The sequence below is a fragment of the Pantoea phytobeneficialis genome (genome assembly GCF_009728735.1).
Taxonomy (GTDB): domain Bacteria; phylum Pseudomonadota; class Gammaproteobacteria; order Enterobacterales; family Enterobacteriaceae; genus Pantoea; species Pantoea phytobeneficialis.
Genome location: NZ_CP024636.1, coordinates 1,679,616 through 1,697,783 on the forward strand (window position 1 = coordinate 1,679,616; position 18,168 = coordinate 1,697,783).

Genomic DNA, 18,168 nt, shown 5'->3' on the forward strand with positions numbered 1-18,168 from the left:
GTGTGGTACCGGTGGAAAAAACGTCCGGGAGCTCAGTCAGGGGGCGTGCGCGGATGTCAAAAACAGGCCCGGCAGACGTAAGGGCGAAACTGTATATGGCGGCGATCGTAGCGATCAGGTGGAATGCCCCGGCGAAGGCGCTGTACCAGAGGCTAATCGCGAAGGGCAAAGCCAGCAAGGCCGCGCTTGGAGCGGTGATGCGCAAGCTGGTTCATCAGTGCTTCGGGGTGCTGAAAACGCGGATGAAGTGGGATGAAAATTACGCAGCTACCGCTTGACGTTCAAGACGGTAGCTACAAAAATCCGGGCGCGATTTAACGCACAAAAAAACCGCCTCGTTATCAGCGATGGCGGTTTTTTTACATCTGGAACGCGGACGGTTACCCTTTGCGGCTCAGTGTTGACTGACCTTTACCTAATCCGTCCGGACCATAAAATGCCTGCGTTTGATGGGGCTTCAACACCGCTAACGCATCATCGGTAAAACGGATCTGCTGCTGTAGCAGCAAACCATTATGCGTATTGGCGTCACGCAGTTGACGCGTATGTTTCTGGATAGACGTCCAGCGGCGTGACATATCGCTGTTGCCACGATAAGGCGCCTGCGTACCGGTGCTTTGCTCGGTAGTCCGGCGCATCTCGTCAAGATAATTCAGCGTCGAGAGCAGCGCGCTTTTATCTTCGGTGATGCGCTGCAACAGGTTGCCGTTAATCAGGCCGGAAGCAAGTTGCTGCTGTTCTTCATTCATCACTTCGCGGAGTGAAGAGAGCACTTCCTGCATCTTATCTAATGTGGTCAACAGATTGTTCATCGGGATTAATTACCCTCTAAATACGCCTTAGTATCAGCAATCAACGCGTCGGCGATCTTGCCGGTATCCATTTTCAGTTCGCCATTGCGAATGGCGGTTTTCAGTTGCTCAACGCGCGCAGTATTGATGTCGCTGCTGCCGGGTTGTGTCAGCTGCGCCTGGGCAGCGCTCAGTTTCACCTGCGCACCACTTTCGCTGGTGCTGGTCGTGGCTGCGGTGCTGCTCTGGCGCACTTTGCTGCCGTTGTCCGTATTTTCACGGGTCTGAACAGTGCTCGGCGGCTGAATAGGCTGGGTTCTGTCGATGCTCATGGTCTTGCTCCTGTAAGGTCAGTTGGGGATAAGCCAACTGAGTCAGCATAGGGTAATTTCTTTGTTGCTTTCACTATCGGCAGAAAAACAGGGTTCTTTAGCGCTTTATAGCGATATAAGAATATTCCCATCCTCGCCGACCCGGCCGCTGACGACCTGACCATTACCCATCCGTACTCTGACCATCTGCGCGGTGGTCGCATTATTTAATGCCTTGCCTTCGCTACTGGCATCAAACCCGTTACCGCTGGCCACCACAATCACATTTTGTCCTGCTTTTACCCGCCAGGGCAGACGCACCATAGTGGCGGTTACCGGCTGCCCGGGGGTGATATCGCGCATGGCGATGGCATCGGCCACGTTATCGGTGGAGAACAGGGTTCGCGCGGGCAGCGTATCCAGCCGCCCGGATTGTAAACGAAAATCGCTGGCCGTGACGTTGCTGCCACGCATTAACTGATGATTTGCCACCAGATAAACACCGGTGACCTGCACCTGAACCTGCAAATAACGGCGATTCTGCCCGCAATTGGTGGCGATGCTCATGTTGCCCCACTGGCGACTGTTGCCGGGCAACACAATTTGTGGCGCAGCGCAGTCTGGCCACTGCGCTTGTGGCGTTCGAATCACCACATTCATCCCTGCCGCGTGTTGCGGATCGCGCGCTTTAAAGTACTGCGTCAGCTGGGCCTGGAGATCGGCCGCCTGACCGGGCAGCGCCAGGGCCAGCAAAATTGGGGCCAGTAAGGTTGTAAATCTGCGCATAACACGCCTCCTGACTGAAGATGGCACTGAGTCTACTCCTCGCGCAAAAAAATCAATGTCAAAAATAGCCAATGTTTTTGGCGCTATTCAGACGATAGCCCTTGCTTTTCCCCAATTAAGCTGTCAGCTCGAAATTCTCATTCGCGGAGGAAGCATGCTCGACAAACTCGATGCCGCGCTGCGATTTGGTACAGAAGCCCTTAACTTGCGAGCGGAGCGTCAGGAGATCCTGGCATCCAACATTGCCAACGCCGATACCCCGGGTTACCAGGCTCGGGATATCGACTTTGCCAGCCAGCTCAGCAAGGTGATGGAAAACGGTCGCTCGGAGGGCAGCAGTTTGGCGCTCAAAGTAACGTCTGCCCGCCACATTGAAGCGCAGAGCGACGCTCAGCCGTCGATGGATCTGCTGTACCGCATTCCCGATCAGCCTGCCGCGGATGGCAACACCGTGGATATGGACCGGGAACGTACGCAGTTCGCCGACAACAGCCTGAAATATCAAACCGATCTCACCCTTATCAGTAGCCAAATCAAAGGCATGATGAGCGTTCTGCAGGGGCAATAACAATGGCATTGCTAAATATCTTTGATATCGCCGGGTCGGCTATGACGGCGCAGTCGCAGCGCCTCAACGTCAGCGCCAGTAACCTGGCTAACGCCGACAGCGTCACCGGGCCGGATGGTCAGCCCTACGTGGCGAAGCAAGTCGTGTTTCAGACCGATGCCGCGCCGGGTATGGCGACCGGTGGCGTCAAGGTGGCGGGGGTGGTGGACGATCCTTCCCCGGCGAAACTGGTGTATGACCCGGGCAATCCGATGGCTGACCAGAAAGGTTACGTCAAGATGCCCAATGTGGATGTGGTGGCAGAGACGGTGAACACCATGTCGGCCTCACGCAGTTACCAGGCCAACGTTGAGGTCCTGAACACCGTGAAATCAATGATGATGAAAACGCTGACCATGGGTCAGTAACGGAGAAACACAATGGGTATCGCGGTAGGCGTTAACGAAAACCTGGACCCCACGGTCCTCAGCTCCTCCAGCAGTAGCAGCACCGGTAACAGCGCAGAAGACTTACAAAACCAGTTTCTGACCATGCTGGTGACGCAGTTGCAGAACCAGGATCCGACTAACCCGATGGATAACAGCCAGCTCACCACGCAGTTGGCACAGATCAACACCCTGAGCGGCATTGAAAAACTCAATACCACGCTGGGTTCGATCTCCGGGCAGATCAGCACCAGCCAGAACCTGCAAAGTACCACGCTGATTGGTCATGGCGTGATGGTGGATGGCAGCCAGATTTTGGTAGGCAGTGGCACCACCACGCCATTTGGTGTGGAGCTGACCACCGCGTCAACCGCCACCACCGCCACCATCAAAGATTCAACCGGTGCAACCGTGCGCACCATTGATCTCGGCGCATTGTCGTCAGGCGTTCATACCTTCTCGTGGGATGGCACCCTGACCGACGGCTCAACTGCCCCGGATGGCAAATATACCGTTTCGATTGCCGCCAGCAATGGCAGCACCCAACTGGTGGCTCAGCCGTTGAATTACGCCTACGTCAGTGGCGTCAGTACAACGGATGACACCTCGACACTGGACCTCGGCACCATGGGCACCGCGACCCTTGATGAAGTACGTCAGATTCTCTAATTAACCTGTAACCCGGAGAAATTAACATGTCTTTTTCCCAAGCGGTGAGCGGCCTGGGCGCTGCTTCAAGCAACCTCGACGTCATTGGTAACAACATCGCCAACTCCGCGACAGCGGGTTTTAAATCCAGCACCATCGCCTTCGCTGACCTGTTCGCCGGTTCAGACGTTGGTCTGGGGACTAAAGTTGCAGCGGTGATCCAGAACTTTAACGACGGCACCACCACCACCACCAGCCGTGGTCTGGACGTGGCGCTGAGCGGCAACGGTTTCTTCCGTATGACTGACAGCAGCGGCGCGGTGTACTACTCGCGTAACGGTCAGTTTACGCTGGATGAAAACCGTAACCTGGTCAACACGCAGGGCCTGTACGTGACCGGCTATCCGGCCAGCGGCTCCCCGGCTACCATTCAGACCGGTGCCAACCCGGTGGCGCTGAGCATTCCAACCACCCAGATGTCAGCAAAAGCGACCTCCACGGCAACGCAGGTGGCGAACCTTAACTCCACCAGTGATATCCCGACGGTCACCACCTTTGATGCGTCGGACGTTGACAGCTACAACGCCAAAAGCACCATGACGGTGTACGACTCTCAGGGTAACGATCACACCCTCGACATGTACTACGTCAAAACCGGTGATAACGCCTGGACCGTCCATGCTATCGACTCCACCACCGGGACTTCTGCGGGTGATTTCGACCTGACGTTTGACAGTAGCGGTAACCTGACCAGCGTGGGCGGCGTGACCGGTGCCACCACCGTAGCCCTGAGTATTGACGGGACCAACGGTGCAGCCGCAGGTCAGTCCATTACCCTGAGCATGCAAGGCAGCCTGCAACAGAACACCGGCACCACCACCTTCGGTAACCCGACTCAGGATGGCTATGCGCCGGGCGATCTGACCACCTACACCATCAACGATGACGGCACCATCACCGGTACCTACTCCAACCAGCAAACGCAGCTGTTGGGTCAGATCGTGCTGGCGAGCTTCTCTAACCCGGAAGGGTTGCAGTCTGAAGGTGACAACGTGTGGAGCGCCACCAGTTCTTCTGGTCAGGCGGCGATCGGTACCGCAGGCACCGGCACCTTCGGTTCACTGACCGCAGGCGCGCTGGAAGCCTCCAACGTGGATTTGAGTCAGGAACTGGTCAACATGATCGTCGCGCAGCGCAACTATCAGGCGAACGCGCAGACCATCAAAACCCAGGACCAGATCCTCAATACCCTGGTCAACTTACGCTAATTCACTAACGGGATTGCATTATGGATCACGCGATATATACCGCGATGGGAGCCGCCAGCCAGACGCTGGAGCAGCAGTCCGTCACGGCCAGCAACCTCGCCAACGCCTCCACGCCGGGTTTCCGTGCTCAGCTGGAAGCGTACCGCGCGGTGCCGGTCAATGGCTGGTCGCTGCCGACGCGTACCCTGGTGACGGCCTCTACGCCGGGTGCCGATATGAGTGCAGGGGCGATGGACAACACCGGTCGCGCACTCGACGTGGCGGTGGGGCAGGACGGCTGGCTGGCGGTACGTACCGCCGACGGCAGCGAGGCTTACACCCGCAACGGTAACATTCAAATCAGCTCCACCGGCATCCTGACAATCCAGGGCAATCCCGTGATGGGCGATGGCGGGCCGATTGCCGTGCCGCAAGGCGCTGAACTGACTATTGCAACGGATGGCTCCATCACCTCTCGTAACCCGGGTGATGCACCCAATGCCACGGTGCAGATTGGTCGTCTGAAGCTGGTCACGGCGACCGGCCAGGAACTGCAACGCAGTGACGACGGGATGTTCCGTCCTACCGCACAAACTCAGGCTACACGCGGTGCGACGCTGGCGCAGGACGCCAACGTGCAGGTGTCGCCGGGGGTGCTGGAGGGCAGTAACGTTAAGCCCGTGGAAACCATGGTCGATATGATCGCCAACGCCCGGCGTTTTGAGATGCAGATGAAAGTGATCTCGAACGTCGATGAAAACGAACAAAAAGCCAATCAGTTGCTCAACATGAGCAGCTAAGGCTGAGGACAAAACAATGATTCGTTCCTTATGGATTGCGAAAACCGGCCTTGATGCCCAACAAACCAATATGGACGTCATCGCCAACAACCTGGCGAACGTCAGCACCAACGGTTTTAAGCGTTCGCGTGCGGTTTTTGAAGACCTGATGTACCAGACCGTGCGCCAGCCGGGCACGCAGTCATCCGAGCAAACCACGTTACCGTCTGGTATGCAGATTGGTACCGGTGTGCGTCCGGTGACCACTGAACGTCTGCATACTCAGGGCAACCTGTCGCAAACCAGTAACTCAAAAGACCTGGCGATTAACGGTCAGGGTTACTTTGAAGTGCAGATGCCGGATGGCACGTCCGCCTATACCCGCGATGGTTCATTCCAGGTGGATCAGAATGGTCAGCTGGTGACCAACTCAGGTTATACCGTGCAGCCAGGTATCACCATTCCTGCCAACGCCACCAGCATCACTGTTTCGCGTGATGGCATCGTGAGTGTGACGCAGCAGGGTCAGACCAACCCGACCCAGGTGGGCCAGTTAACACTCAGTACTTTTATGAACGACGCCGGTCTCGATAGCCTGGGTGAAAACCTCTATCAGGAAACCCAGGCATCGGGTGCGGCTACCCAGAGCACGCCTGGCCAGAACGGTGCCGGTTTGTTGTATCAGGGTTATGTGGAAACCTCGAACGTCAACGTGGCGGAAGAACTGGTTTCCATGATCCAGACGCAGCGCGCTTATGAGATCAACAGTAAAGCGGTCAGCACGTCCGATCAGATGTTAGCGAAGTTAACCCAGTTATAAATCTGGTGTCGTTGGGCCAGCCTGGCTGGCCTGATTAAGAACATGAAAAAGGTCAGAACTCCGTGGCGAAGCAAGTGATTCTCAAGCCTGGTCATTGGTTAGTAGCGTTATCACTACTGACATTAAACGGTTGTGCGCTGGTTCCACGCACGCCACTGGTACAAGGCTCGACAACGGCTGAGCCAACGCCTTCTGCGCCACCGGTGGTGAATGGTTCCATTTTTCAGGGCGTTGCGCCGCTGAACTACGGCTATCAGCCGCTGTTTGAGGATCGTCGTCCACGCAATATCGGCGACACCCTGACCATTACCTTGCAGGAAAACGTCAGCGCCAGCAAAAGTTCGTCTGCCAATGCCAGTCGTGATGGCAGTGGAAGCTTTGGGCTGACTACCGTGCCAACCGCGTTGAATGGTTTGGTCGGCGCGAGTGGGGAGAAGGTCGGTCTTGATGGCGAAGGCAAAAACGACTTCACCGGCAAAGGCGGTGCTACGGCAAATAATACCTTTACCGGCACCATCACCGTCACCGTGAATCAGGTGCTGTCCAACGGCAACCTGCGCGTAGTGGGTGAAAAACAGATCGAGATTAATCAGGGAACCGAATTTATTCGTTTCTCCGGTGTGGTTAACCCCCGCACCATCAGCGCCAGTAACGCGGTGCTGTCAACCGCAGTGGCCGACGCACGTATTGAGTATGTCGGCAATGGTTATATCAATGAGGCGCAGACGATGGGTTGGTTCCAGCGTTTCTTCCTGAACGTTTCGCCGATGTAAGAGGTTACGATGAAAATGAACACTCTGCTGCGTTTGAGCCTGAGCTTCCTGCTCGGATTCAGCCTTATCGCTCATGCTGACCGCATCCGCGATCTGACCACGGTACAGGGCGTGCGCGACAACCAGTTGATCGGTTATGGCCTGGTGGTGGGGCTGGACGGCACCGGTGACCAGACCACGCAAACGCCGTTTACCACACAAACCGTCAGCAACATGCTGTCGCAGCTGGGGATCACCGTACCGACCGGCACCAACATGCAGCTGAAAAACGTGGCGGCGGTGATGGTCACCGCCTCACTGCCGGCCTTTGCGCGTCAGGGACAAACCATTGATGTGGTGGTGTCGTCACTGGGTAACGCCAAAAGCCTGCGTGGCGGTACGCTGCTGATGACGCCGATGAAAGGCGTGGATAACCAGGTCTATGCGCTGGCGCAGGGTAACATTCTGGTCGGTGGTGCCGGTGCCGCTGCGGGTGGCAGCAGCGTCCAGGTAAACCAGTTGAACGGTGGTCGCATTACCGGTGGGGCCACGGTGGAACGTGAGCTGCAAAGCAACTTTGGTAGCCAGAGCACCATCAACCTGCAACTGAACAACGAAGATTTCACTATGGCGCAGCGTATTGCGGATGCCATCAATCGTGGTGGCTATGGTTATGCCCAGCCGCTGGATGCGCGTACCGTGCAAATTCGTGTGTCGCCGAATAATAGTTCGCAGGTGCGCCTGCTGTCGGATATCCAGAATCTGGATGTTTCCGTACCGCTGGAAGACGCCAAAGTGATCATCAACTCACGTACCGGTTCGGTGGTAATGAACCGCGAAGTGACGCTGAGTACCTGTGCGGTCGCGCAGGGCAACCTGTCGGTCACCGTCAATCAGCAGCAGAACGTCAATCAGCCGAATACGCCGTTCGCAGGTGGTCAAACCGTGACGACCAATCAGACGCAGATCGATATGCGCCAGAGTGGTGGGGCGCTGCAACACGTCAACGCCAGCGCCAACCTCAATAATGTGGTGCGTGCGCTGAATGCGCTGGGTGCAACACCGATTGACCTGATGTCAATTCTGCAATCAATGCAGAGTGCGGGCTGTCTGCGCGCCAAACTGGAAATTATCTGATGAGTGATACGCAATCGCTGATGAATGCGGCTTATGACAGCCGCTCGCTCAATGACCTGAAACGCGAAGCCAGTCAGGACCCGAAAGGTAAAGCCTTACAGGTGGCGAAGCAGGTTGAAGGCATGTTCGTGCAGATGATGCTGAAAAGTATGCGTGAAGCGTTGCCAAAAGATGGCCTGTTGAGCAACGACCAGACGCGGCTTTTTACCTCAATGTACGACCAGCAGATTGCGCAGGAGATGGGCAAACGCGGACTTGGCCTGGCTGAAACCATCGTCAAACAGATGCAACCCGCACAGGAACCGGATGAGCGTGCGGGTACCGTACCGATGAAGCTGGATAACAGCTTCATTTACAGCAGCATGGCGCCGATGCAGCTGGAACAAATGGTACGTAAAGCGATGCCGCGACTGCCGGTATCACCCGGCAGTTTATCCGGCGACAGCAGCGACTTTATTGCTCAACTGACGCAGCCTGCCAAAGTGGCGAGTGACGAGAGCGGTATTCCACACCATCTGATTCTGGCGCAAGCGGCGCTGGAGTCCGGCTGGGGGCAGCGTCAGATTCTGACGCGTGACGGTAAACCGAGCTACAACGTGTTCGGTATCAAGGCCAGCGGTGACTGGAAAGGTGAAACCACCGATATCATGACCACCGAATATGAACACGGCGAAGCGAAAAAAGTACGCGCAACCTTCCGTGTTTACGGCTCCTATCTGGAGGCGCTGACGGACTACGTCAAACTGCTGTCAAACAACCCACGTTATGCCGCGGTCGCCAACGCGCAGACGGCGGAGCAGGGGGCACAAGCGTTGCAGGCTGCCGGTTATGCGACTGACCCGAGATATGCTCAGAAATTGGTGGGAATGATCCAGCAATTCAAAAACATGGGCGAAAAAGTTGTGAAAGCGTACAGCCACGATTTGACCGATTTGTTCTGATTTTTTGCCTCAAGTTTCACTTAAGCACGCCGATAACCTTCATACAACCCGGGCGTTTCATCGCCCCGGTAACCGCACTGATGACAGCCAGCCCGGTGAACGGGAAATTAAGGAACCGAGATGTCCAGTATAATCAACTCAGCGATGAGCGGGCTGAGCGCCGCACAGGCCGCATTAAGTACCACCAGTAACAACATCAGTAACTATACCGTGGCGGGTTATACACGCCAGACGACGATCCTGGGGCAGGCAAACAGCACCCTGTCTGGTGGCAGCTATTACGGTAACGGTGTGAATGTGACGACTGTGCAGCGTGAATATGATGAATTCATCACTGCGCAGTTACGCAGTGCCAGTGCGACCTATAATGCGCAAAATACCCAATATTCTCAGATCTCAAATATTGACGATCTGTTATCAACCTCGACCACCAGCCTGTCAACGTCGATTCAGGACTTCTTCACCAACGTACAAAACGTGGTCAGTAACGCCGACGATCCGTCAGCGCGTCAGTCAATGCTGAGTAATGCTCAGGGATTGGTCAACCAGTTCCAGACGACAGCACAATATCTGACCAATATGCAGACCAGCGTCAACACCGATATCACCTCCAGCGTTGACCAGATCAATACCTACACCAGCCAGATTGCCAACCTCAACACCCAGATTGCCAAACTGACTACCGGTGATGGCACTGCGCCGAATGACCTGCTGGATCAGCGCGACCAACTGGTGAGCAGCCTGAATGATATCGTCGGTGTCACGGTGTCGCAGCAGGATGGCAGCTATATCGTTTCAATGGGCAGCACCACGCTGGTCAATGGCAGCAAAACCACTTCGCTGGTGGCGATGCCTTCCAGCAGCGACCCTTCACGTATCACCGTCGGTTATGTTGATAAGCAGGCGGGTAACGTAGAAATTGCTGAGAAAACCCTGACAACCGGTTCGTTGGGTGGTCTGCTGGCGTTCCGTACCCAGGATTTGGATACCGCTCAGAACCAGCTCGGCCAGCTTGCCGCTGCCTTTGCTACCAGCTTCAATACCATCCATAAAGAAGGGTATGACAGCAACGGTGATCAGGGCACTGATTTCTTTAACATCGGCAGCCCGGAAGTCCTGAGCAACACCAAGAATACCTCCAGTGCCTCACTGTCAGCGGAATGGACCGACACCAGCGCGCTGAAAGCCTCAAACTACACCGTCAGCTACGACGGCACCAACTGGTCGGTGACTCGTCAGTCGGACAACGTTAGCGTGACGGCGACGCAGGGAACCGATGCCGATGGTAACACCACGCTGAGCTTTGATGGTCTTCAGTTAACCGTAAGTGGTACGCCGGCGGCGAAAGACAGCTTCCTGGTAAAACCGGTGCAGAACGTGATTGGTGATATGTCAGTGGCGATCACCGATGAGTCGCAGATTGCGGCGGCAGGTGCCGTAGATGGTGCCAGCGATAATACCAATGCGCAAAAACTGCTGGATTTGCAGGACAGCAAACTGGTGAACGGTAACGCCACCCTGGCCGAGGCGTATGCCAGCATCGTCAGTACGGTGGGTAACAAAACCAGCACGCTGGAAACCACCAGTACCACTCAGGAAAGTGTGGTGAGTCAGTTAAGTGATCGCCAGCAGTCAATTTCGGGCGTCAACCTCGATGAAGAGTACGCCAACCTGACTAAATATCAGCAATATTACACGGCTAACGCGCAGGTGCTGCAAACCGCCAGCACCATTTTCAACGCGTTGATCGATAGCCTCGGCTAAGCAGAGAGGATAAAAAACCATGCGTCTTAGTACCAATATGATTTTTAACCAGCAGGTGCGCGGTATCACGGATTCGCAAGCTTCCTGGCTCAAAGTCGGTGAACAGCTTTCCAGCGGTCGCCGCGTGACTAACCCCTCTGATGACCCGATTGCGGCTTCGCGCGCTGTGGTGTTGTCGCAGACTCAGGCCAAAAGCGCTCAGTACGCCACTGCGCGTAGCTTTGCCAACCAGAGTCTGTCAATGGAAGAAAATACGCTTTCCAGCGTCACCAGCAGCATTCAGGATGCGCAGACCCTGATTGTTCAGGGTTCAACCGGTACGTTGAGTGATGATGACCGTGCCTCGATCGCCACGTCACTGGAAGGGATCCGCTCGCAATTGCTGGGGCTGGCTAACAGTAAAGACGGTAACGGCAACTATATTTTCGCCGGCTATCAAACCGATACCGAGCCATTCACTGATGATGGCACTGGCGTGACCTATGTCGGCGGCAGTGATCCGATTACGCAAAAAGTGGATGACAGCCGCACCATGTCGGTTGGCGATACCGGTACTTCGGTGTTTATGTCGATCACCAGCAACGCCAAAGCAGAGCCGGACGGTAGCGCCAGTGAAACTAACCTGTTCAATATGCTCGACAGTGCGATTGCCGCGTTGAAAGTGCCACAGGACAACGCTGACGATGCCACCAAACAAACGTTCCAGGATGCGATGGATAAGACCAACCGTGGTTTGAGCAACTCACTGAACAACGTGCTGAGCGTGCGTTCTGCGGTGGGCTCAAAAATGTCTGAGCTGGACACGCTGGATGCGCAGGGTGATGACCGCGATACCATTATGGCGTCACAAATGAGTGACCTGGTGGATGTGGATTACACCTCGGCTATCTCCAGCTACACCATGCAGCAGACGGCGTTGCAAGCCTCCTACACGGTCTTTACCCAGATGTCGAAGATGTCACTGTTCCAATTGAATTCGTAACTGACCTGAAGATTTGAGCGTACTTAAACCGGGTGCGCTTGCTTTTTCCCACTGCCCTCACAGGCCGTGGGATTTTTTTTGCCCGCAGCGGCGCGATTTAGCGCGCAATGCGTGAAAAATCCGCGCGATAAATCGCGCCGCTACGGATAGATACAAATAAAAAACCCCGGACTGGCCGGGGTTTGCTGTGTGACGTAGCGCTAACTTAGACGCTTTCTGGCTTGGTTGCCGGTGCGGTCGCCTGCTGTGTGGCGCTATGACCGCCAGCCGATCCACGGCCCGCAAAGGCAAACGGTGGACGTACCCAATCGCTATGGCGAGCCGGTTCAGGTTCCCATGCCGGTGCCGGTGCTTTGGTCATCGGTGCCGAAGCATAATGCTTCCAGCGGGTTTCTGCGTTGTTGGCCACGGTAGCGTGAGCGGCGACTGGCGCATCAGGTTCCGCAACTGGCGCTGGCTGCGCTTCTGCGGCAACCGGCGTGGACAGGACCTCTTCCACTGGCGCAGTCACTTCCGGTGCCACCTGAGCAGGTGCTTCGATGGCAGCGGTTACGGCTTCGTTGACCTCAGCAGCAACATCAACCACCGGTTCGGCCTGCGCGGCGGTTACTTCGGCAACCGCTTCATCCGCCGCTGAAATCACGGTCGGTTCTTCATTGACCGGAGATTCAATCGGACGGGTGTCATCGGTGTTCACTACCGGAACGTCGGTGTGTGCCTGCGGTTCCACTACTTCGACGACTGGCTCAGCAACCACTTCCTGGGCTGGCTCAACGCTGGCAGGCAGAGCAACGGCAGCGGCCGTCTCTTCGCGGCTGTAATCCGGCGTCTCGTTCAGTGCATCCTGTGTGACCAGTTCTTCATTGGTTTGTGCAACCGGATAACGTACCCAGACTTTGCCAGAGGCCATTTCCGGTGAAGCCGAAGCCGCAGCCAGAGGCATTGCAGATTGGGTCGGATAGCGCTCATCACGGTAACGGCGACGACGCTGACCGCTGACACGCAGGTGGCGCGGTGAACGACGTGAACGGCGCGGCATATTGGCGCTGTCACGGTTATCAACGTCATCCTGATCATCATTGACCGCTTCCGGTTCTTCATTAGCGACTGCACGCGGCGCAGTTTCAACCGGAGCGATAACGTTCTCGGTTGTCGCTTCGCTTTCATCACCAAAACGCACTTTCTGGCTCAGTTGGCGTTGTTTACGACGCGGCATGACCTGAACACGTTCTTCTTCCTGCGCTGCCTCATCAACGATTTCAGCCTGCACCACCGGCTCAGCGGCTTTCTGTTCCTGCTGCTGGGCGCGTTTCTCTTCCTGACGACGACGCTGGCGTTCCGCACGTTGTTCGCGACGCTGTTGTTGCTGCTCTTCGCGTTGCTGGCGTGCTTCTTCGCTTTGTGCCGGGCTGCGTTCTTCACGCGGCTCGTTCTGGCGTTTATTGCGGCGGTTTTCGGTGGTTTCACGCGCTTCGCGTGGCTCACGCGGCTCGCGTGCTTCACGTACCGGCGCATTTTCAGCGTTACGCGGAGTGCGTTCACGACGGTTATTGCGGCGGTTGTTGCGACGATCGCCACGCTGTTGACCGTTTTCATCAGCGTTTGCTTTGCTTTCCTGTTTCTCGCTGGCTTCCGGCGTAGTCGCCGGTGCATCACCAACAAACAGTTTTTTCAATCCACCCAACAGACGTGCCATAAAGCCGGTTGACGCAGCCGGTGCTGCGACGGTGTCGGTTGTCCTGGCCTTCTTCGGCTCAGCTTTCACCGCAGGCTTGCTCTCTTCTGCCACTTCAACCGGTGCAGGCGGTGCATCCGGCATCACAAAGGCGGCGAGGGCAGGTTGCTCAGGACGACGACGTTCTGACTGCTCTTCTTCGGAAGGCAGTGCCATTTCTGCTTCATGCAGTTTCGGCAGGTGGTAGCTCAGCGTTTGCGTCTCTTCGCCTTTGCGCACGCGCAACACGGAGTAGTGCGGCGTTTCCATCTGATCGTTCGGTACGATGATGGCGCGCACGCCACCCTGACGCTTCTCAATGGCGCTGACTGCATCACGTTTTTCGTTCAGCAGGTAGGAAGCGACCGGAACCGGCACAATGGCGTGGACTTCTTTGGTGTTGTCCTTCAGCGCTTCTTCTTCAATCAGACGCAGAATAGACAGCGACAGCGATTCGTTATCACGGATGGTGCCGGTGCCGCTACAGCGTGGGCAGACGTGATGACTGGACTCGCCCAGTGATGGGCTGAGGCGCTGACGTGACATCTCCAGCAGACCAAAGCGTGAAATATGGCTGATTTGAATACGTGCACGATCCTGACGTACCGCTTCACGCAGACGGTTTTCCACGGCACGCTGGTGGCGTACCGGCGTCATATCGATGAAGTCGATAACAATCAGACCACCGAGGTCACGCAGACGCAGCTGACGAGCGATTTCGTCTGCCGCTTCGAGGTTGGTATTGAACGCCGTCTCTTCGATATCACCACCGCGCGTCGCGCGTGCTGAGTTGATATCAATCGCCGTCAGTGCTTCAGTGCTGTCAATGACGATAGAGCCGCCAGATGGCAGACGCACTTCACGCTGGAAAGCAGATTCAATCTGCGATTCGATTTGGTAGTGGCTGAACAGCGGGATTTCACCGGTGTACAACTTGATTTTGCTGCTGAAGTCCGGACGACCGAGCGCAGCGATATGCTGACGCGCCAGTTCGAGGACTTTCGGGTTATCGATGAGGATTTCACCGATATCCTGACGCAGATAGTCGCGGAAGGCGCGCACGATCACATTACTTTCCTGATGGATCAGGAAAGGTGCCGGGCGGCTTTCAGCGGCTTTTTTGATCGCTTCCCAGTGTTTCAGACGGAAGCTAAGGTCCCACTGTAACGACTCGGCGGATTTGCCAACGCCAGCGGTGCGCACAATCAGGCCCATGCCTTCCGGCAGTTCCAGCGCTGACAGGGCTTCTTTCAGTTCGGTGCGATCATCGCCTTCAATACGGCGCGAAATGCCACCCGCACGCGGGTTGTTCGGCATCAGCACCAGGTAGCTACCGGCCAGTGAAATAAAGGTGGTCAGTGCTGCTCCTTTATTACCACGCTCCTCTTTATCAATTTGAACGATGACTTCCTGACCTTCACGCAGAACATCTTTAATATTGGGACGTCCGTGCGCGTTGTAACTGGCGGGGAAATATTCGCGGGAAATTTCTTTCAGAGGGAGAAAACCGTGACGCTCAGCACCGTAATCAACAAACGCAGCTTCCAGGCTGGGTTCAATACGGGTGATTTTACCTTTGTAGATGTTGGCTTTTTTCTGTTCGTGTCCGGGGCTTTCGATATCCAGATCGTACAGACGTTGTCCATCAACCAGGGCAACGCGCAACTCCTCCTGCTGAGTTGCGTTAATTAACATTCTTTTCATCGTGACTTACTCGTTATTCTCTCATGAGTGACAAAGCTGCGGGCATCGTTACCCTGGACGAGAATCAACCGATGGCCCCGTGTCTTTAATGCACAGACGTCAACCTCACGGTTGTCGGCGGCTAAAGGGGCGCAAATCTTGTCGGTGGCCTGTTTTTCATAAGGAAATCCAGCGCCTGAAGGTGGAAGTGCTACAGAGTATTCAAAAATCCACACATCCCAGTCTGTCGTCCTGGCTGCAACCCGCAGCCCGCTAAGTGCCTGATTTAACATTACGTCTTACGCCATTGCTGCGTGTCCGTTTAATCCGGCAAAATGACTTATTTCGCTCTTTTTTCTGCCTGAATCTTTCCAGGACAGAAACCCCTGCATTATTCCATTGCTCACCAACATATAGCAAGGCGACTTTTGCCGAGCTGTGAAGTTTATTCATCCTTAACCTGTTCATTTGCAGGGGTTATCATCGCATTGTTGAAAAAGTCAGCATTTCGACTCTTTAGCGCCGCGACAACCAGAGAGTTAAGCACAGAAAAAGGGGTGGCGCTATCCGGGGACACTATTTAGAATCGCCGCCATGAAAACTGAGAATCCCGGCGTACAATTTGTCGCCATTACGGCTGAAAATGCCGGACAACGTATCGATAACTTTTTGCGCACCCAATTGAAGGGTGTGCCGAAAAGTATGATTTATCGCATCCTGCGTAAAGGGGAAGTGCGGGTAAATAAAAAACGCATCAAACCTGAATATAAGCTGGAAGAGGGCGATGAGATCCGTATTCCACCCGTACGGGTTGCGGAACGTGAAGAGCAGACTGTCTCGCCGAAGCTGGAGAAAGTGGCTTCACTGGCTGACGCCATCCTGTATGAGGATGATTATCTGCTGGTCCTGAACAAGCCTTCCGGCACCGCCGTACATGGCGGCAGCGGTTTAAGTTTTGGCGTGATTGAAGGTTTGCGTGCGTTGCGCCCGGAAGCGCGTTTTCTCGAATTGGTGCATCGTCTCGATCGCGACACCTCGGGTATCTTGCTGGTTGCGAAGAAACGCTCGGCACTGCGTTCCCTGCACGAACAGCTTCGCGACAAAGGCATGCAAAAAGATTACCTGGCGCTGGTGCGTGGCGACTGGCCATCCCACCTGAAAGTGGTACAGGCACCGTTGCTGAAGAATATCCTGCAAAGCGGTGAGCGCGTGGTGCGCGTCAGCGCGGAAGGTAAACCTTCGGAGACACGGTTTAAAGTGGAAGAGCGTTTTGGCTTTGCCACCCTGGTAAAAGCCAGCCCGGTCACTGGCCGCACTCACCAAATTCGTGTGCATACTTTGCATGCGGGCCATCCCATCGCGTTTGACGATCGTTATGGCGATCGGGAATTTGAACGCCAGTTGGCACCGACCGGACTTTCCCGTCTGTTCCTTCATGCGGCGGCGTTGACGTTTACCCATCCCAATACCGGTGAGATGTTGCGGATGGAAGCGCCGCTGGACGGCGCTTTGAAGCATTGCCTGTCGCAGTTACGCCAGAAAAAGGCGTAACGTCACGGGCATCAACACAAGGGGTTGATGCCCGCTTCTCGTAACATCCCATTCAGCGCAATCAGCGGCAACCCAATCAAGGTATTGGGATCGCGTCCTTCCAGCCGTTCAAACAGACAAATGCCAAGGCCTTCGCTTTTGAAGCTGCCTGCACATTGCAGTGGCTGTTCTTTGGCAACATATCCGGCAATTTCGGCTGCACTCAGCGTGCGAAAATGGACGGTGAAGGGTTCACAGCAGAGAAATTGCTGCCCGCTTTGCGGTTGGATGAGCGCCAGGCCGGTATAGAAGGTGATGGCTTTGCCACTGGCGGCAGACAGTTGCTTGCGCGCGTTTTCTTCCGTGTGCGGCTTACCGGTGATCTGTCCGTCCAGCACGCAGACTTGATCGGAACCGATGATCCAGCGATCCGGATAGTCGGCCGCCAGCGCCCTGGCTTTCGCCAGCGCGAGGCGTTGTACCAACGCATCTGCCGCTTCACCGGGCTGCGGCGTCTCATCGGTGTGCGGTGCCGCGCAGAGAAAAGGCAGGCCAAGCTTACTTAATAAAGCCTGGCGGAAGGGTGAGGTTGAAGCTAAAACCAGCGATGTCGTCATTTTTTTGCAGAATAGATAGCGTAAAGGAGACAGTCATTTTAAACTGTGCGCCGCACTGGATGCGACTAACGGGTGAAAGATGCTGTAAAACGGCCTTTTTCTTTGACTCTATGACGTTACAAAGTTAATATTCGCGCCCTATGCAAAAGGTAAAATTACCCCTGACGCTCGATCCGGTACGCGCTGCGCAAAAACGCCTTGATTATCATGGTGTTTATTCGCCTGAATTGGTGGCGCGCGTGGCCGACTCGGTCGTGAGTGTGGACAGTGATGTGGAATGTGCCATGTCGTTTGCGGTTGACAACCAGCGCCTCGCGGTTCTGCAAGGAACAGCGGATGTGCTGGTAACGTTGTTATGTCAGCGCTGCAACCAGCCGTTTCCGCATCAGGTTCACGTAAGCTATTGCTTCAGTCCTGTCTCTACTGAAGAGCAGGCCGAAGCACTGCCGGAAGCCTACGAACCGATCGATGTCGATGATTTTGGCGAAATCGATCTGTTGGCGGTGATTGAAGATGAAATCATCCTCGCACTGCCGGTGGTTCCGGTGCATGATTCTGAACACTGTGAAGTGTCCGACGCGGACATGGTTTTTGGTAAGTTGCCTGAAGAGGCAGAAAAACCAAATCCATTTGCCGTATTAGCCAGTTTAAAGCGTAAGTAATAGGAGTAAGG

General features: G+C 55.4%; 19 protein-coding genes. 14 read left to right on the forward strand and 5 right to left on the reverse strand.

All coding sequences use genetic code 11. The features are described from left to right. The coding region (locus CTZ24_RS07795) for a transposase (protein ID WP_208723593.1) at positions 1–278 on the forward strand (278 nt) is incomplete at its 5' end. A 102-nt stretch (positions 279–380) separates the two neighbouring features. Here CTZ24_RS07795 and flgN read toward each other — a convergent pair. The 3 genes from flgN to flgA form a co-directional block, all read right to left on the reverse strand. Then, positions 381–812 carry a flagellar export chaperone FlgN gene (gene flgN / locus CTZ24_RS07800; protein ID WP_021186025.1) on the reverse strand — a complete coding sequence of 144 codons (432 nt, stop codon included), beginning with the start codon at positions 810–812 and terminating at the stop codon, positions 381–383. A 5-nt stretch (positions 813–817) separates the two neighbouring features. Then, positions 818–1,123 (reverse strand): flagellar biosynthesis anti-sigma factor FlgM, encoded by a 306-nt coding sequence (gene flgM / locus CTZ24_RS07805; RefSeq protein ID WP_021186024.1) that lies wholly within the window; start codon positions 1,121–1,123, stop codon positions 818–820. A 105-nt stretch (positions 1,124–1,228) separates the two neighbouring features. Continuing rightward, positions 1,229–1,888 carry a flagellar basal body P-ring formation chaperone FlgA gene (gene flgA / locus CTZ24_RS07810; protein WP_021186023.1) on the reverse strand — a complete coding sequence of 220 codons (660 nt, stop codon included), beginning with the start codon at positions 1,886–1,888 and terminating at the stop codon, positions 1,229–1,231. A gap of 154 nt (positions 1,889–2,042) precedes the next feature. Between flgA and flgB the strand changes: the two genes are divergently transcribed. The 11 genes from flgB (at position 2,043) to flgL (ending at position 11,951) form a co-directional block, all read left to right on the forward strand. Continuing rightward, positions 2,043–2,456: a flagellar basal body rod protein FlgB gene (flgB, locus tag CTZ24_RS07815; RefSeq protein WP_021186022.1), complete on the forward strand. Its 414-nt coding sequence runs from the start codon at positions 2,043–2,045 to the stop codon at positions 2,454–2,456. A gap of 2 nt (positions 2,457–2,458) precedes the next feature. Next, positions 2,459–2,863, forward strand: coding sequence for a flagellar basal body rod protein FlgC (gene flgC, locus CTZ24_RS07820; RefSeq protein ID WP_013508642.1), 405 nt, complete (start codon positions 2,459–2,461; stop codon positions 2,861–2,863). Between the two features lie 12 nt (positions 2,864–2,875). Further along, positions 2,876–3,550 (forward strand): flagellar hook assembly protein FlgD, encoded by a 675-nt coding sequence (flgD, locus tag CTZ24_RS07825; protein ID WP_021186021.1) that lies wholly within the window; start codon positions 2,876–2,878, stop codon positions 3,548–3,550. 26 nt (positions 3,551–3,576) lie between these two features. Then, positions 3,577–4,797, forward strand: coding sequence for a flagellar hook protein FlgE (gene flgE / locus CTZ24_RS07830; RefSeq protein ID WP_021186020.1), 1,221 nt, complete (start codon positions 3,577–3,579; stop codon positions 4,795–4,797). 20 nt (positions 4,798–4,817) lie between these two features. Beyond that, on the forward strand, positions 4,818–5,576 hold the full coding sequence (locus tag CTZ24_RS07835) for a flagellar basal body rod protein FlgF (RefSeq protein ID WP_021186019.1): 759 nt from the start codon (positions 4,818–4,820) through the stop codon (positions 5,574–5,576). Between the two features lie 16 nt (positions 5,577–5,592). After that, positions 5,593–6,375, forward strand: coding sequence for a flagellar basal-body rod protein FlgG (flgG, locus tag CTZ24_RS07840; protein WP_013508646.1), 783 nt, complete (start codon positions 5,593–5,595; stop codon positions 6,373–6,375). A gap of 62 nt (positions 6,376–6,437) precedes the next feature. Continuing rightward, positions 6,438–7,148: a flagellar basal body L-ring protein FlgH gene (locus CTZ24_RS07845; RefSeq protein ID WP_021186018.1), complete on the forward strand. Its 711-nt coding sequence runs from the start codon at positions 6,438–6,440 to the stop codon at positions 7,146–7,148. 9 nt (positions 7,149–7,157) lie between these two features. Next, positions 7,158–8,264, forward strand: a complete 1,107-nt coding sequence (locus CTZ24_RS07850; RefSeq protein WP_021186017.1) for a flagellar basal body P-ring protein FlgI — start codon at positions 7,158–7,160, stop codon at positions 8,262–8,264. Continuing rightward, complete coding sequence (flgJ, locus tag CTZ24_RS07855; protein ID WP_208725239.1) at positions 8,264–9,205, forward strand: flagellar assembly peptidoglycan hydrolase FlgJ; 942 nt, start codon at positions 8,264–8,266, stop codon at positions 9,203–9,205. The genes CTZ24_RS07850 and flgJ overlap by 1 nt, the downstream gene beginning before the upstream one ends. Before the next feature lie 120 nt (positions 9,206–9,325). Then, the gene (gene flgK, locus CTZ24_RS07860) at positions 9,326–10,969 is read left to right on the forward strand and encodes a flagellar hook-associated protein FlgK (protein WP_208725240.1); all 1,644 of its coding nucleotides are present in this window, start codon (positions 9,326–9,328) and stop codon (positions 10,967–10,969) included. A gap of 19 nt (positions 10,970–10,988) precedes the next feature. Then, positions 10,989–11,951: a flagellar hook-associated protein FlgL gene (gene flgL, locus CTZ24_RS07865; RefSeq protein WP_021186014.1), complete on the forward strand. Its 963-nt coding sequence runs from the start codon at positions 10,989–10,991 to the stop codon at positions 11,949–11,951. A gap of 205 nt (positions 11,952–12,156) precedes the next feature. Here flgL and rne read toward each other — a convergent pair whose 3' ends face one another. Next, complete coding sequence (rne, locus tag CTZ24_RS07870) at positions 12,157–15,369, reverse strand: ribonuclease E (RefSeq protein ID WP_208725241.1); 3,213 nt, start codon at positions 15,367–15,369, stop codon at positions 12,157–12,159. 573 nt (positions 15,370–15,942) lie between these two features. On the opposite strand from rne, the gene rluC reads away from it, so the two are divergent. Continuing rightward, positions 15,943–16,899 carry a 23S rRNA pseudouridine(955/2504/2580) synthase RluC gene (rluC, locus tag CTZ24_RS07875; RefSeq protein WP_208725242.1) on the forward strand — a complete coding sequence of 319 codons (957 nt, stop codon included), beginning with the start codon at positions 15,943–15,945 and terminating at the stop codon, positions 16,897–16,899. Between the two features lie 11 nt (positions 16,900–16,910). On the opposite strand, the gene CTZ24_RS07880 is transcribed toward rluC, so the two are convergent. Beyond that, a complete protein-coding gene (locus CTZ24_RS07880; RefSeq protein ID WP_208725243.1) occupies positions 16,911–17,495 on the reverse strand; it encodes a Maf family protein in 585 nt (194 codons plus the stop codon). A gap of 140 nt (positions 17,496–17,635) precedes the next feature. On the opposite strand from CTZ24_RS07880, the gene yceD reads away from it, so the two are divergent. Continuing rightward, positions 17,636–18,157 carry a 23S rRNA accumulation protein YceD gene (gene yceD / locus CTZ24_RS07885; RefSeq protein WP_208725244.1) on the forward strand — a complete coding sequence of 174 codons (522 nt, stop codon included), beginning with the start codon at positions 17,636–17,638 and terminating at the stop codon, positions 18,155–18,157. Positions 18,158–18,168: the final 11 nt, after the last annotated feature.

What these genes read in the sequence shown, in the direction of transcription:
- flgL (WP_021186014.1), top strand. Translation starts at nt 10,989, where the DNA reads ATGCGTCTTAGTACCAATATGATTTTTAACCAGCAGGTGCGCGGTATC.
- flgE (WP_021186020.1), top strand. Translation starts at nt 3,577, where the DNA reads ATGTCTTTTTCCCAAGCGGTGAGCGGCCTGGGCGCTGCTTCAAGCAAC.
- CTZ24_RS07835 (WP_021186019.1), top strand. Translation starts at nt 4,818, where the DNA reads ATGGATCACGCGATATATACCGCGATGGGAGCCGCCAGCCAGACGCTG.
- flgJ (WP_208725239.1), top strand. Translation starts at nt 8,264, where the DNA reads ATGAGTGATACGCAATCGCTGATGAATGCGGCTTATGACAGCCGCTCG.
- flgM (WP_021186024.1), bottom strand. Translation starts at nt 1,123, where the DNA reads ATGAGCATCGACAGAACCCAGCCTATTCAGCCGCCGAGCACTGTTCAG.
- flgC (WP_013508642.1), top strand. Translation starts at nt 2,459, where the DNA reads ATGGCATTGCTAAATATCTTTGATATCGCCGGGTCGGCTATGACGGCG.
- rluC (WP_208725242.1), top strand. Translation starts at nt 15,943, where the DNA reads ATGAAAACTGAGAATCCCGGCGTACAATTTGTCGCCATTACGGCTGAA.
- yceD (WP_208725244.1), top strand. Translation starts at nt 17,636, where the DNA reads ATGCAAAAGGTAAAATTACCCCTGACGCTCGATCCGGTACGCGCTGCG.
- CTZ24_RS07880 (WP_208725243.1), bottom strand. Translation starts at nt 17,495, where the DNA reads ATGACGACATCGCTGGTTTTAGCTTCAACCTCACCCTTCCGCCAGGCT.
- flgK (WP_208725240.1), top strand. Translation starts at nt 9,326, where the DNA reads ATGTCCAGTATAATCAACTCAGCGATGAGCGGGCTGAGCGCCGCACAG.
- flgG (WP_013508646.1), top strand. Translation starts at nt 5,593, where the DNA reads ATGATTCGTTCCTTATGGATTGCGAAAACCGGCCTTGATGCCCAACAA.
- flgA (WP_021186023.1), bottom strand. Translation starts at nt 1,888, where the DNA reads ATGCGCAGATTTACAACCTTACTGGCCCCAATTTTGCTGGCCCTGGCG.
- flgB (WP_021186022.1), top strand. Translation starts at nt 2,043, where the DNA reads ATGCTCGACAAACTCGATGCCGCGCTGCGATTTGGTACAGAAGCCCTT.
- rne (WP_208725241.1), bottom strand. Translation starts at nt 15,369, where the DNA reads ATGAAAAGAATGTTAATTAACGCAACTCAGCAGGAGGAGTTGCGCGTT.
- flgD (WP_021186021.1), top strand. Translation starts at nt 2,876, where the DNA reads ATGGGTATCGCGGTAGGCGTTAACGAAAACCTGGACCCCACGGTCCTC.
- CTZ24_RS07850 (WP_021186017.1), top strand. Translation starts at nt 7,158, where the DNA reads ATGAAAATGAACACTCTGCTGCGTTTGAGCCTGAGCTTCCTGCTCGGA.
- flgN (WP_021186025.1), bottom strand. Translation starts at nt 812, where the DNA reads ATGAACAATCTGTTGACCACATTAGATAAGATGCAGGAAGTGCTCTCT.